This window comes from Azospirillum mesophilum, from assembly GCF_053470405.2.
Window position 1 is genome coordinate 151,528 of record NZ_JBPXMQ020000015.1, and the last position, 12,644, is coordinate 164,171.

At 68.8% G+C, this 12,644-nt stretch carries 12 protein-coding genes; 5 read left to right on the plus strand and 7 right to left on the minus strand.

Features of this window, described 5'->3' with window-relative positions; all coding sequences use genetic code 11:
• Window positions 1–264: 264 nt before the first annotated feature.
• The 3 genes from ACSVC7_RS16540 (at window position 265) to ACSVC7_RS16550 (ending at window position 3,398) form a co-directional block, all read left to right on the plus strand.
• Entirely contained in the window at window positions 265–1,041 is a 777-nt protein-coding gene (locus ACSVC7_RS16540; protein WP_448207882.1) for an MlaA family lipoprotein, read from the plus strand.
• An 82-nt stretch (window positions 1,042–1,123) separates the two neighbouring features.
• Window positions 1,124–1,741 (plus strand): MlaC/ttg2D family ABC transporter substrate-binding protein, encoded by a 618-nt coding sequence (locus ACSVC7_RS16545; RefSeq protein ID WP_448207881.1) that lies wholly within the window; start codon window positions 1,124–1,126, stop codon window positions 1,739–1,741.
• A gap of 163 nt (window positions 1,742–1,904) precedes the next feature.
• Window positions 1,905–3,398, plus strand: a complete 1,494-nt coding sequence (locus ACSVC7_RS16550) for a pentapeptide repeat-containing protein (RefSeq protein ID WP_448207880.1) — start codon at window positions 1,905–1,907, stop codon at window positions 3,396–3,398.
• A 290-nt stretch (window positions 3,399–3,688) separates the two neighbouring features.
• Here the strand turns inward: ACSVC7_RS16550 and ettA are convergent, their stop codons facing one another.
• The gene (gene ettA, locus ACSVC7_RS16555) at window positions 3,689–5,365 is read right to left on the minus strand and encodes an energy-dependent translational throttle protein EttA (RefSeq protein ID WP_448207879.1); all 1,677 of its coding nucleotides are present in this window, start codon (window positions 5,363–5,365) and stop codon (window positions 3,689–3,691) included.
• A 125-nt stretch (window positions 5,366–5,490) separates the two neighbouring features.
• Here ettA and ACSVC7_RS16560 point away from each other — a divergent pair, with 125 nt between their 5' ends.
• Complete coding sequence (locus ACSVC7_RS16560; RefSeq protein WP_448207911.1) at window positions 5,491–5,955, plus strand: YaiI/YqxD family protein; 465 nt, start codon at window positions 5,491–5,493, stop codon at window positions 5,953–5,955.
• On the opposite strand, the gene ACSVC7_RS16565 is transcribed toward ACSVC7_RS16560, so the two are convergent.
• The 3 genes from ACSVC7_RS16565 to ACSVC7_RS16575 are packed head-to-tail and all read right to left on the minus strand — an operon-like array spanning window position 5,924 to window position 7,941.
• Window positions 5,924–6,343 (minus strand): helix-turn-helix domain-containing protein, encoded by a 420-nt coding sequence (locus ACSVC7_RS16565; protein ID WP_448207878.1) that lies wholly within the window; start codon window positions 6,341–6,343, stop codon window positions 5,924–5,926. The two genes, ACSVC7_RS16560 and ACSVC7_RS16565, sit on opposite strands and share 32 nt — an antisense overlap.
• Window positions 6,331–6,594, minus strand: a complete 264-nt coding sequence (locus ACSVC7_RS16570; protein WP_448207877.1) for a BrnT family toxin — start codon at window positions 6,592–6,594, stop codon at window positions 6,331–6,333. Before ACSVC7_RS16570 ends, ACSVC7_RS16565 begins: the two co-directional genes overlap by 13 nt.
• Window positions 6,595–6,609: 15 nt before the next feature.
• The gene (locus tag ACSVC7_RS16575) at window positions 6,610–7,941 is read right to left on the minus strand and encodes an exonuclease domain-containing protein (RefSeq protein ID WP_448207876.1); all 1,332 of its coding nucleotides are present in this window, start codon (window positions 7,939–7,941) and stop codon (window positions 6,610–6,612) included.
• A gap of 309 nt (window positions 7,942–8,250) precedes the next feature.
• On the opposite strand from ACSVC7_RS16575, the gene ACSVC7_RS16580 reads away from it, so the two are divergent.
• Window positions 8,251–9,759, plus strand: a complete 1,509-nt coding sequence (locus ACSVC7_RS16580; protein WP_448207875.1) for a hypothetical protein — start codon at window positions 8,251–8,253, stop codon at window positions 9,757–9,759.
• A gap of 51 nt (window positions 9,760–9,810) precedes the next feature.
• Here ACSVC7_RS16580 and ACSVC7_RS16585 read toward each other — a convergent pair whose 3' ends face one another.
• From ACSVC7_RS16585 to ACSVC7_RS16595, 3 genes are all read right to left on the minus strand, one after another.
• The gene (locus tag ACSVC7_RS16585) at window positions 9,811–10,497 is read right to left on the minus strand and encodes a hypothetical protein (protein ID WP_448207874.1); all 687 of its coding nucleotides are present in this window, start codon (window positions 10,495–10,497) and stop codon (window positions 9,811–9,813) included.
• Between the two features lie 74 nt (window positions 10,498–10,571).
• Complete coding sequence (locus ACSVC7_RS16590) at window positions 10,572–11,546, minus strand: type II secretion system F family protein (protein WP_448207873.1); 975 nt, start codon at window positions 11,544–11,546, stop codon at window positions 10,572–10,574.
• On the minus strand, window positions 11,543–12,538 hold the full coding sequence (locus ACSVC7_RS16595) for a type II secretion system F family protein (RefSeq protein WP_448207872.1): 996 nt from the start codon (window positions 12,536–12,538) through the stop codon (window positions 11,543–11,545). Before ACSVC7_RS16595 ends, ACSVC7_RS16590 begins: the two co-directional genes overlap by 4 nt.
• Window positions 12,539–12,644 lie beyond the last annotated feature (106 nt).

Here is a 12,644-nt window from a genome sequence, read left to right on the forward strand (position 1 = left end):
TTTCGCACCCCACCCCTGCACGACACTGCCTCCGGGGGCCCCCCCCCCGGCACAGGCGGCCCAATACGGGCGGAGGGGCCGGCCATAATACCACATAAACGGGCAGACGGCCCGTGACCTCGCGTGGCACGCTGGTCAAACGGCGCCGCCTGTGTTAGTGGACTGAACCATATGGATATGGCGCGGCCACAGGATACGGTCTGGTGGTCGCGCGATGCCCGCCCCCGACACGCCTACCCTCGTCCGCAGAAAGAGCCGTCGCCGATGAAGCTGGCCAATCTTACCCGCTCCCTCCTCCGCACGGCCGCCGTGGCCGCGCTCGCCTTGACGGTCTCGGCCTGCGCCACCGCGCCCTCCAACAGCGATGCGGAGGCGACGGTCAGCGACCCGCTGGAGGTGCCGAACCGCTTCGTCTTCGCGGCCAACGAGGCGGTGGACATCCTCCTGATTCGCCCGGTGACGGAGGTCTATGTCGGCGTCACGCCCGACCCGGTGCGCGAGGCGGTGCACAACTTCATCCAGAACCTGATGAGCCCGCTGTACATCGCCAACAACCTGCTGCAGGGCGATTTCGACGGCGCGCAGGTGGCGACGGGCCGCTTCATGGCGAACACGATCCTGGGCGTCGCCGGCTTCGCCGACGTGGCGACCGGGCTCGGCCTGCCGGAAAAGCCGAAGGATTTCGGCCAGACCCTGGGCGTCTGGGGCCTGGGCTCCGGTCCCTACCTCGTGCTGCCGCTGGTCGGGCCGTCCAACGCGCGCGACGCCGTCGGCTATGGCGTGGACACGGTCGCCGATCCGCTGCGCCTGTGGGGCTACGCCACCGACCACCGGGGCCTTCTGACGGCCCGCACCGGCACGTCCGGCATCGACCGCCGCTCGCAGCTCCTGCGCGAGGTGGACGATCTGCGGCGCAGCTCGGTCGATTACTATGCGACGGTGCGCAGCCTCTACTCGCAACAGCGCGAGGCGGCGGTTCGCGGCAACGCCGCGCCGGCCGCGCCGGAATACCCCGACTTCGACACCCCCACCAAGAAGTGAGGATTGGCAAAACGCCGCGGATGGCCGGACTGCGATCGATGACGGTTGACAAAGCCACCGCGGCAGCCACTTTTGCCTAGCCATGCTGACACGTCGCCTGTTCCTTGTGTGCGCGGCCCTGCTCGCGGTGAGCAGCTGGGCCGTCCGTCCCGCCGCCGCCCAGTCTTCGGATCCGGGCGCCACCGCGTTCATCCAGAAGCTGGGTGACGAAACCGTCGCCACCTTCTCGAACAAGAGCCTGTCGCGGGATCAGGCGGTCCAGCGATTCCGGGCCCTGCTCTACCGGGGTTTCGACGTGCCTTACATCGGGCGCTTCGTGCTTGGGCGCTATTGGAACTCCGCCAGCCCGCAGCAGCAGGACGAGTACCAGAAGCTGTTCGAACAGCTGATCGTCAAGACCTACGCCGACCGCTTCGTCGAATATTCGGGCGAGACCTTCAAGATCACCGGATCGCGCGCGGAAGGCGACACGGACAGCGTGGTCACCACCCAGATCGTCCGCACCGCCGGCCCGCCGGTGAACGTGGAATGGCGCGTGCGCAAGCGCGACGGCAACTACAAGATCATCGACGTCTTCGTGGAAGGCGTCAGCATGGGCATCACCCAGCGCTCCGAATTCGCCTCCGTCATCCAGCAGAACGGCGGGCAGGTTCAGGGGCTGATCCAGGCGCTGCGCCAGAAAGTCGGTCAAACCGGCTGACGCGCGAAACCCTCCGTTGAAGTTTGCGAAAGGCCGCCTCCGGGCGGCCTTTTTCTTGCGCGTGTTCTCGCCGTTAGGGCGCGCCATGTCGTGACGCGCTCGACCGAACGGAGTATCCTCGCCGCCTGCACCATTTTTACGCGGCAGCGAGCGCACCCGACCCATGGCCGAGCGGACCCCGAGCGAGATCGAAGAGATCAAGGCGATCATCGTCGCCCATCAGGCCTGGCTGAAGCGCCGGGGCGGCCGGCGCGCCGATCTCAGCTTCCGCGACCTCTCGGGCCTCACGCTGGCGGGGGTCAGCCTCACGGGGGCGAAGCTGGCCGGCGCCAACCTGTCCAACGCGCGGCTGATGCGGGCGGATCTGACGCAGGCCGACCTGTTCGGCGCCGATCTGGAAGCGGCCAACCTCAGCGCGGCGACGCTGACCGGGGCCGACCTGCGCGGCGCCAACCTGAACCGCGCGACGCTGACCGACGCGAACCTGCGCGGCGCCGATTTCCGCGCCGGCGCGCTGATGGAGACCGGCGGATCGACCGGCGCCGGTTCCGCCAAGACCAAGGGCGTCACCCGCCTGACCGAGGCGAAGATGGAGCGTTCCATCCTCGCGGGCGCCAACTTCGCCGGCTGCGACCTCACCGGGGCAGACCTGAACGACGCCGACCTGACCGGGGCCGAACTGACCGCCGCCGTGCTGGTGGGGGCCGATTTCTGGGGCGCCACGCTGGACGGCGCTACCTTCCGCGGCACGACCATCGATCAGGCGACGCTGGACCGCACCTATCTCCCCTTCGAGGTGAACGAGGAGGCCATCGTCCAGCCGACCTACAAGGAGATGCCGCTGCCGGACTTCCTGGAGGCCGTCGCCGCCCATGAACGCTGGGTGGACAGCCACGGCGCCGACGGCAAGCATCTCGACCTCGACTTCGTGTCGATTGCCGGGGCGGACCTGACCGGCCGCACGCTCGCCGCCGCGCGGCTGCGGCGTTGCCGCCTGCCCGGCGCCAAGCTCTCCAAGGTTAGCCTGGACATGGCCGACCTGTCCTACATCGACCTCAGCGGCGCCGATTTGACGGAGGCCAGCCTGCGCGGCGCCAACCTGCGCCGCGCAGGCCTGGGCCGCGCGCTTCTGGTGCGGGCGGACGCCAGCCCGGCCAAGCTGTCGGGTGATCGCCCCTGGCCGACGAACTTCGACGGCGCGACCCTGACCGGCACCGACCTGCGCGACGCCCGCATGGGCGACGCGGTCCTGCGCTCCGCCACCCTGACCGGCGCGAAGCTGGAAGGCTCCGGCATCACCATGCCCGAGGCCGCCGCCCCTCCCGCGCCCTCCAAGCCGCAGGAACGGCGCAAGCAGAAGCGCTACGTACGCCCCGGCCTGATCGTGCAGACCGACCGCGGCACGCACCCGACCCGCAACTGGTCCATCGGCGGCCTGTGCATCCAGGCGCCGGAGCAGCCGTTCAAGAAGGGCGAGACGATCACCGCACGCGTGACCATGGCCGGCCGGGAGGAGGTCGCTGCTACGGCGCAGTTCGTGGTCCTGCACCTGAACCACGGCAAGGGCCACGTCTCCGTCCGCTTCCACCAGTACAGCGACGAGCTGAAGCTGCTCCTGAAGACGGCCTTCCTGGAACACCAGAAGCTGGAGGGGTGAGAGGCTGTAAGTTTATCGGCGAATAAAAGCCCCCTCGCCCGGCTCCGCCGGGAGAGGGAAGGGCCCGTGGCAAAGCTATGGGAGGGTGAGGGCAAGGTTTCACCAAGAATCCAGGGCATGCAGTCGCAGGATTTTCGGCAAAACCTTGCCATCACCCTCCCGCACCTTTGGCGCGGGCCCCTCCCTCTCCCATCGGGGATGGGAGAGGGTTTTCAAGTCAGCTCCCGATCCTAATAAAAAAGGCCTTCCTCCCCTTGCGGGGAGGAAGGCCTTTTCAGTGCCAATCTGGCTTAGGCGCGCACCAGCGGCTTGTACTTGATGCGGTGAGGGTTCACCGCGTCCTCGCCCAGGCGGCGCTTCTTATCGGCCTCGTAGGCTTCGAAGTTGCCCTCGAACCACTCCACATGGCTGTCGCCCTCGAAGGCGAGGATGTGGGTGGCGAGGCGGTCGAGGAACCAGCGGTCGTGGCTGATGACCACGGCGCAGCCGGCGAAGCTCTCCAGCGCCTCTTCCAGCGCGCGCAGCGTGTCGACGTCCAGATCGTTGGTCGGTTCGTCGAGCAGCAGGACGTTGGCGCCGGACTTCAGCATCTTAGCGAGGTGGACGCGGTTGCGCTCACCGCCCGACAGCTGGCCGACCTTCTTCTGCTGGTCCGGACCGCGGAAGTTGAAGGAGGAGACGTAGGCGCGGCTCGGCATCGACTTCTTGCCCAGGTCGATGACGTCCAGCCCGTCGGAGATTTCCTCCCACACGGTCTTGTTCGGGTTCAGCGAATCGCGGCTCTGGTCGACATAGCCCAGCTTGACCGTCTCGCCGACGCGGAAGGCGCCGGCGTCCGGCCCCTCCTGCCCGGTGATCATGCGGAACAGGGTGGTCTTGCCGGCGCCGTTCGGGCCGATCACGCCGACGATGCCGCCCGGCGGCAGGCGGAAGGACAGGCCGTCGATCAGCAGACGGTCGCCGAAGCCCTTGTTGATGGCGTCGGCCTCGATGACGACGTTGCCCAGGCGCGGCGGGGTCGGGATGACGATCCGCGCCTCGCCGGTCTGCTCCTTGCCGCTCTCCGCCAGCAGCGTTTCGTAGGCGGAGATGCGGGCCTTGCTCTTGGCCTGGCGGGCGCGCGGGGACTGCCGGATCCATTCCAGCTCGGTGGCAAGCTGCTTCTGGCGGGCTTCCTCGGCGCGGCCTTCCTGTTCCAGGCGCTTCTGTTTCTGCTCCAGCCACGAGGAGTAGTTGCCCTCGTACGGGATGCCGGCGCCGCGGTCGAGTTCGAGGATCCAGCCCGTCACGTTGTCCAGGAAGTAGCGGTCGTGGGTGACCAGGACGACGGTGCCCTTGTAGTCCTCAAGATGCTTCTGCAACCACGCCACGGACTCCGCGTCCAGGTGGTTGGTCGGCTCGTCGAGCAGCAGCAGGTCCGGCTTTTCCAGCAGCAGCTTGCACAGCGCCACGCGGCGCTTCTCGCCGCCCGACAGCTTGGTCACGTCGGAATCGCCCGGTGGGCAGCGCAGCGCGTCCATGGCGATCTCGACCGTGCGGTCGATGTCCCAGGCGTCGGCGGCGTCGATCTTCTCCTGCAACTCGGCCTGCTCGGCCAGCAGCGCGTCGAAGTCGGCGTCCGGCTCCGCCATGGCGTTGGACACTTCGTTGAAGCGGTCCAGCAGCGCCTTGGTCTCGGCCAGGGCCTCCAGCACGTTTTCCTGGACATTCTTGGTCGGGTCGAGCTGCGGCTCCTGCGACAGGTAGCCGACCTTGGCGCCCTGCGCGACCCAGGCTTCGCCCGAGTAGTCCTTGTCCAGGCCGGCCATGATCTTCATCAGGGTCGACTTACCGGCGCCGTTGACGCCCAGAACACCGATCTTCACGCCGGGCAGGAAGGACAGCCAGATGTTGTCCAGAACCTTCTTGCCGCCGGGGTAGACCTTGCTCAGGCCCTTCATCACATAAACATACTGATAGGACGCCATGCGCCGCTCCGACCCTTCTGCACAAAAAGGAAAAAACAGGACGCCTCCCGCGGCGCCGCTTCGCTCGGCAAGGGTTTTAGCGCATAAGAGCGCAACATTAAACGGCGAAGGAGGGTGTCCGGGTGGTGGAGATCTATGTGGATGCCGATGCCTGCCCAGTAAAGGCTGAAATTTACCGGGTCGCCGGCCGCACCGGCACCAAGGTCTGGATCGTCAGCAACGGCCCCCTGCGCCTGCCGACGGAATGCGTGTCGGAACTGGTCGTCGTCGGGTCGGAGTTCGACGCCGCCGACAACTGGATCGCCGAGCACGCGACCGAGACGGACGTCGTCGTCACCGCCGACATCCAGCTGGCCGACCGCTGCGTCAAGAAGCGCGCCGTGGTCATCGGCCCGACCGGCCGTCCCTTCACGGAGGACTCCATCGGCTCGGCCATCGCCACACGCGCGCTGATGCAGGACTTGCGCGACATGGGCGTGGTCAGCGGCAACAACAAGCCGATGAGCCAGCAGGACAAGTCCAAGTTCCTGCAAACGCTCGATCAGGCCGTCCAGTCGCTCAAGGCCGGCCGTCGGCCGAAGTGGCGGTAGAGTCCGCGCCGTCGTTCAGGATGCGCCGGACCTGATCCGGCTGATAGGCGATCAGCTTGATCAGGTTCGACGACGCCTCGTCCGGTTCGCGCGTCCCCTGTTCCCAGCCCTGAAGCGTGCGCAGGGGAATGTGGTAAGCCTGGGCGAACTGCGCCTGCGACATGCCCAACACGCGCCGCACCATCCGCACCTTCTGGCGGGGCTTCAGCCGGTCGGAGTTGACGCGCGCCCGCAGCCGCCACAGCGGGTCGGTCGTGTCGGGCGCCGCGTCCGGATTTTCCACAATCTGGCGGGCGATGTCCTCGTCGGTCATGGCGTCGATGGCGTCCCAATCGACGTCGGCCAGGGCCTTCTGAACCATGTCGTCGGTCACGGTCACGGTAGCCATCGTCGCTGCTCCCTCCGGTTCGCCTTGCGAACCGAGATGATCCGGCACAGGGTCCCGCGCAAGGTGTAAACGCACACGAAAAGCCGGCCTGCGATCAGCCCGTAGGCAATGCGGCGGAGTTCACCGTAATCGTCGCGCTCGTCAATCTCTTCACCGACACGGTTGGCAAGAACGACCCGCCCGAGCACGAGCGACACCCCATGCTTTTCGCGGTTCGCCACGTCCTTCGCCGGATCGTACGCGATCTCCATGAACAAAAGAATACGTCATTGAGCGATGCCCGGACCGGCGCCGATTGACGCATCACCGGCAAGCGCCCGCGCCGCGCCGTGCGTCGCAACGCCCCGCTCGTCCAGCCGCAGCAGCAGGGCCGCCGCCAGTTCGGCCTCGGTCAGGGCAGGGGCGAACACGTCGGCCCGGTGGTGGTGCCCCGCCATGCCGAAGGCATCCGCCAAGCGTTCCAGGGGCGCCCCCTCAAGCGAAGGCTCCAGCGCCGCCGCCAGCCGGCCGAGGTCGAGGGCCGGCGGGCGTTCCGGCTCCGGCAATCCGGCCTGCGCGCAATGGCGCGCCAGCGCGTCCAGCGCGGCGTCCACGCCCACGCCGACCACGACGCAGCCGTGCAGGGCCTCCGCGATCACCGGCCAGGCGTCGGCGAAGGGCCGTGCGCCCTCCACCATCGCCGTGGTCACGCCGTGCCGGGCGGTCGCCTCCGGCGGGATGGGAGTGCCGGGATCGACGTACAGGTCCAGGCACAGGGTGCGGAACACGCGGGGACCGGCCATCCGCACCGTCCCGACCGCGACCACGGCGCCCTCCTCCAGCCGTCCCGTCGTCGTGGCGACCCACAGGCTGACCAGCGGCAAGGTCATCAACGGCTCTTCGTCGCCGAGGTGCGTCGCCTTCGCGGTCGGGCGCATCACCACCCGGTCGCCGGTCAACAGCGGAGACTGTCCGGGTCCGCGCGCCGGGACGACCAGCGCGATCCCGGCCTGAAGCCCCAGGTCCTTCACCCGCACGGAGACCTCCGCCCCCTGCGCCCGGCGCAGCACGGCGGAGACCATGCGCCCGTCCTCGCGCGCCCGTTCGATGGCGCGGAACAGCTCCGGCCGGGACAGGTGATCGTAAATGTCGTCCCCCGCCGCAATCCCCAGCACGCCGGAGGCCGCCGCGTTCAGCACCTCCACCCGCCCCAGGTCGTCGAGCACGACCACCGGTTCCTCCAGCGCCGACACCACCGCCGAGAGCCGGTCGTCCGAAGCGGTCGCGCGCTGCTGGCGCCGCAAGGCGTCGGCCGCCGCCTTGGCGAGCCGTCCGGCCTCATCGTTGCGGGCGTCGGTGCCGCCGCCGACACCAATGGCCGTGCGGCCACGTGCGCCGGACAGCTCCTCGCGCAGCCGTTCCAGGTCGCGGAAATGCCGGCCGAGCCGCGCGAAGGCCGCCCACAGCGCGACAACGCCGAGCGCGACGACGGCCATGTCCGTGTAGTAGGCCTCGCGCTCCTCGCCGATCAGCCGGCCGACTTCCGCCCCGAGATAGGCCAGCGCCACGCCCGTCACCGCAAGGCCCAGAATCGCCGCACGCCACGCACCGCCCGTCATCGGGCCGCCTCCCCACCCGCCGTCCATTCGAAGGGTTGACTGTACCGCCCCCGGCGGGCGGCGGAAAGGGAGCCGTCCGCGCCCGCGCCACTCCACGGGCGGGCTGGGGCGCCACAACCGGGCCACCCTCAAAGACACGAAGCCATAGGGGCCTCCAATTCCATCCTTCTCAAATGACAGCGCCGCAATCTAAAGATGTTTTAAGAAACATCGGCGAATGTTAAACTGCAAGTGGAACAAAATACTTAGACATCGAAGAATACGTGCCAGACGGCCGGTCGGCTGAACGGAACGGAGGAACGACACCCCATGTCCGCGACCATCGACGCCCTGTTCGGAGCCGCCAGCACCGCCACCGCCAAGTGGAAGCCGATTTCCGCCGCCCAGGTGGCCGAGGGCAACTGGAAGGCCACGTCGGCCCCCGTGACCAAGCCCGTCGCCCCGTCCGGCGACAGCGTGGAGGTGAGCGGGCTCGCCAAATCGCTGACCGGGGTGGCGGGCAAGGTCTTCGCCGCGCTGGGCTCCAAGGGGCGCGCGATGCTGGAGGGCTTCGTCAAGTCCGGCCAGATGTCCGAGGAGGAGGTGGCGCGCGGCCTGCGGTCCATGGCGACCAGCGCCGTCCGGGGCCGCTTCATGAAGGAACGGCCGCAGGACGAGGAGGACAAGGCCTGGGCGGAGAAGGGGGCGCTGGCCGACAAGGCCCTGCATCGGAAGATGGAGCGTATGAACCAGGCCAGCGAGGTCGTGGGGCGGGAGCGGCAGGCCGCCCACGCCGACTTTGAAAAGACCCAGGATACCGAGGCCTTCCAGGCGCGCATGCAACCGGTCTACGAGGCCTTCCGCAAAGAGGGCGAGGCTATCGACCAGGAAGCGCGCGACACCGCCGGCGGCGATCCGATGGAGGTCAGCACGGCCGCCATGAACCATTTTCTCAAAAAGGGCATGACGGAGTTCGAAAAGCTCGACTTCGGGGACGAGGACGGCGGATTTCTGCCAACCAAGGACAAGAAGGGCGCGGCCGCGGTCGAAAAGATGGCCGACCTGGGCTTCATCGCGCGCGTGTACCGCAACGCGCTCGCCCATTTCGCCGCCGACGTGGACATTCCCGGCATCGGGCGCGGCTCGGTCGGGGACCTGCTGCCCGACTCCGACCCGTCCGCGGCCGAGGAGGCCGCCGCCTCCGGCAAGCCGGCGCCCACGCCGCCGCCCACCGTTCTGACCACGCCGGGGGCGCCCGGCCAGCGCAGCTTCTCCGCCGTGGCGGACGATGCGCGCGAGGCGCTGGACGCCGGCTACGCCTCGATGGCCAAGGCCGGCCAAAAGGACATGAACACCCTGTTCGGCGCCTTCGACCGCCGCTCCCTCTACGCCATCGCCAGCAACAGCGGCAAACAATTCTCCAAGGACGAGCAGGCGGCGGCACAATCGGCCATGGCCCGGCAGCAGGACGACGCGATGAAGGCCGCCAACCCCACCGGCGCGGACCCCGCCGCGGCCTACCGTGCCGCCATCGCCTTCCTCGACAAGGAAGCCAGCGAGGAGGAGAAATCCTCCGCCGGCTGGTCGCTCCAGCGGGCGGCGGTGCAGTTCGGCTACGAAAGCAGCATGCGCCGCAAGGGCGAGGAGCCCACCCGCCTCGACAGCGCGAGCCCGCTGGCCCGCATGCTGAAGGGCGCGCTGGACAGCCAGCCGGACAAGGCCGCCAAGGCGATTTCCGGCGGCGGCTATGTGAAGGATCTCGCCAACTCGCCCCTGTTCCGCGACGGCGTGCCGGGATTGAAGGAGTTCCTGAGCAACGCGGTGCGCGTGACCGTGTAACAGGCGGTCAGGCGGGAGCGTGCGCGGTCCCCGCCTATCCACCCACCCCCGTCAATTCGCCGCGAAACAGTAGAGCAGCCCCGCCCCGCCCGTGCTGCGCAGCGCGTCCTGACTGCACCCGCCGCGGGTCAGGTGGGAAGCGTTCCAGGACTTGGCCGGCGGGTCGTCGCTGAGGCCCTGCCGGTCGTGGTGGCCGAGCATCGCGGCACCCTCCGCCCCGCTCTTGGTCCAGTTGCCGCAGGTGCGGTCCTCGGCGGTGGTGAAGGCGGTGCCGTCCGGCTGGGTGCCGGTCAGGATGTCGTGCGTGTTCGGGTTGTCGCCGCGCCCGTTGACGGGCTCCCCCTTCTCGTTGAGGGCGGTCTGCTTGGTCAGGTTGTTGGCGCCGTGCAGTTCCTCGACGTTGCGGGCGATCACCTGCCCTTTGGCGTTCTGCCACGGCCCTTTGCCGATGCGGTCGCGCGCGTTGACGGCCGGCTGCCCGCCCGTCGCCTGGGTGCTGAGATAGGCGTGCCAGGTGTGGTTCCCCGCACCCGCCGCCTGGGCCAACCGCTGGCAATGCTGATCGGCGCCCGCCAGCCCACCAAGGTCGGCGCCCTTGCCCAGCCCCGTGCTGGTGACGAAGAAGGTCATCGCGCTGGAGCCGCCCGCCTGCTGCGCAACAGCCCCCGTGCTCAAGAAGCCAGCCCCGACAGCCAGCACCGCCGCACCCAGGATCCGGTTCATGGTCATCCGGTTCATGGTCATCCTCCCCTCCGGTTGTTCGTTTCCCGTCGGGAGGTCTGACGCCGGAGCGCCGCTGATTATTCCCCAGCCTACAGTTTTCCCAGGCCGTCGATGGTGCGCAGCACGGCCGGGCCGATCAGCACCACGAACAGCGGGGGCAGGATGAACAGCATCATCGGCAGGGTCATGATGGCCGGCAGGCGCGCGGCCTTCTCCTCGGCCTTCAGCATGCGCTCGTTGCGCATCTCCGACGCCAGCACGCGCAGCGCCTGGGCCAGCGGCGTGCCGTAACGCTCCGTCTGCGCCAGCGTGGTGACCAGCGCCCGCACGCCCTGCAACGGCACGCGCTCGGCAAAGCCTTGCAGCGCCTTGGCGCGGTCGGGCAGGAAGCCCAGTTCGATGGCGGTCAGGCCGATTTCCTCGGCCAGTTCGGGGCAGCCCTCCCCCATCTCGCGCGCCACCCGGTCGAAGGAGGAGTCGAGGCTGAGCCCCGCCTCCGCGCAGATGACCAGCAGGTCGAAGGCGTCGGGCAGGGTCCGGCGGATCGCGGTCGTCCGCTTCTCCGTCACCTTGCGCAGATAGTAGTCCGGCGCCAGCGACCCCAGCAGGGCCGCCAGCAGGCAGCCCGCGATGGACTGGGTGGGGTCGAGCATCCCCGGCCGTCCCCCATAGATCACCAGCACGGCCAAGCCCCCGACGACCAGCGGCAGGATGCCCTTGGCGAACAGGAACACGGTCAGCGCGTCCTTCGACCGGAAGCCCGCCCGCGCCAGCTTCGCCGCCGCGTCCGCCGCCGTCTTGCCACGGGCGAGCCGCAACGCCTCGACGATGCGGCGCATCGCGCCCATGCGCCCGGTCGGCCGCTCCATGCGACGGGCGGTGCGCGACAACTCGCCCTTCAGCGCCGTGCGCCGCGACTCCAGCGACTTGAGCCGCGCCGACAGGGGATCGCGCTCGACGAAGGCGCTCCAGATCAGCAGCACCACGACGAAGGTCCCCGCCCCCGCGATCAGCGAGGCCACGTCCTCCATCGCCATGCCGGGGAAAAGATCGGTCAGGGTCATGGCTCGAAATTCGCCATGCGGTACATGATGAAGGCGCCGATGGCGATCATGGCCAGCGCGATGCCACCCATGATCATGCCGCGCGGGTCGGTCCACAGCATCATCAGATACTCGCGGTTCATCATGTAGACGATGCCGAACACCACGAAGGGCAGCGCGCCGACGATGTAGGCGGAGGCCCGTGCCTCCGACGACAGGGCGCGGATCTTCAGCTTCAGCTGGCGCCGCTTGCGCAGCAGGTCCGACAGGTTGCCCAGCGTTTCGGCCAGATTGCCGCCGGTCTCCCGCTGGATCGCCATGGCGATGACCAGGAAGCGGTATTCCGGCGCGTCGATGCGCTTGGCGATGTCCCACAGCGCGGCGTCCAGCGATTGGCCGATCCGCACGGAATCGCCGACGCGGCGGAACTCGATGCCGATGGGGTCGGGCATCTCGCGCCCCACCGCGGCGATGGACTCCGTCACCGGCAGGCCGGAGCGCAGGCCGCGGCAGATCAGGTCGATGGAATCCGGAAACTGGTCGATGAACTGGGCGACGCGCCGGTCGCCCATGGCCTTCACGACGAGATGCGGAACACCCAGCCCCACGACAAGGCCACCGAACAGCGGCAGCGGCCCCGGCAGGCCGGCCAGCTGCCACAGCGCCAGCCACGCCAGCGCCGCGCCCAGCGCGTTCGCCAGCGCGTATTCGCCGAGCGGGATGCGCCGTCCCGTGCGGTCCAGCCGGTCGCGGATGCGCTCCGGATTGGGCAGCACCGCCTTCAGCAACCGGTCCAGCGTGGGGATGGAGCCGGTGTCCTGTTTCTGGAGGCGCACGGACGGGCTGGCCTTCCCGCCGGAGCGCGGATGGCGCGCCTGCCCCTCCGCCCCCACGCGGGCAAGCCGGCGCTTCGTCTCCCGGTCGCCGTCGCCGGAAAAGGCTATCACCAGCAACAGCACGACGACCGCCCCCGCCACCCCGACCAGCCAGACGATGGGCGGAAGGTCAGTCATGGGAGGGCTCCCTTGTTCCCTCTCCCCTCCGGGGAGAGGGTTAGGGTGAGGGGGGCTCCCTCTCCCCTCCGGGGAGAGGGTTGGGGTGAGGGGGTTGCACACATGA

Coding starts and splice junctions, on each gene's coding strand:
- ACSVC7_RS16595 (WP_448207872.1), bottom strand. CDS start 12,538: ATGACTGACCTTCCGCCCATCGTCTGGCTGGTCGGGGTGGCGGGGGCG.
- ACSVC7_RS16590 (WP_448207873.1), bottom strand. CDS start 11,546: ATGACCCTGACCGATCTTTTCCCCGGCATGGCGATGGAGGACGTGGCC.
- ACSVC7_RS16585 (WP_448207874.1), bottom strand. CDS start 10,497: ATGAACCGGATGACCATGAACCGGATCCTGGGTGCGGCGGTGCTGGCT.
- ACSVC7_RS16565 (WP_448207878.1), bottom strand. CDS start 6,343: ATGGCTACCGTGACCGTGACCGACGACATGGTTCAGAAGGCCCTGGCC.
- ACSVC7_RS16575 (WP_448207876.1), bottom strand. CDS start 7,941: ATGACGGGCGGTGCGTGGCGTGCGGCGATTCTGGGCCTTGCGGTGACG.
- ettA (WP_448207879.1), bottom strand. CDS start 5,365: ATGGCGTCCTATCAGTATGTTTATGTGATGAAGGGCCTGAGCAAGGTC.
- ACSVC7_RS16580 (WP_448207875.1), top strand. CDS start 8,251: ATGTCCGCGACCATCGACGCCCTGTTCGGAGCCGCCAGCACCGCCACC.
- ACSVC7_RS16545 (WP_448207881.1), top strand. CDS start 1,124: ATGCTGACACGTCGCCTGTTCCTTGTGTGCGCGGCCCTGCTCGCGGTG.
- ACSVC7_RS16540 (WP_448207882.1), top strand. CDS start 265: ATGAAGCTGGCCAATCTTACCCGCTCCCTCCTCCGCACGGCCGCCGTG.
- ACSVC7_RS16550 (WP_448207880.1), top strand. CDS start 1,905: ATGGCCGAGCGGACCCCGAGCGAGATCGAAGAGATCAAGGCGATCATC.
- ACSVC7_RS16570 (WP_448207877.1), bottom strand. CDS start 6,594: ATGGAGATCGCGTACGATCCGGCGAAGGACGTGGCGAACCGCGAAAAG.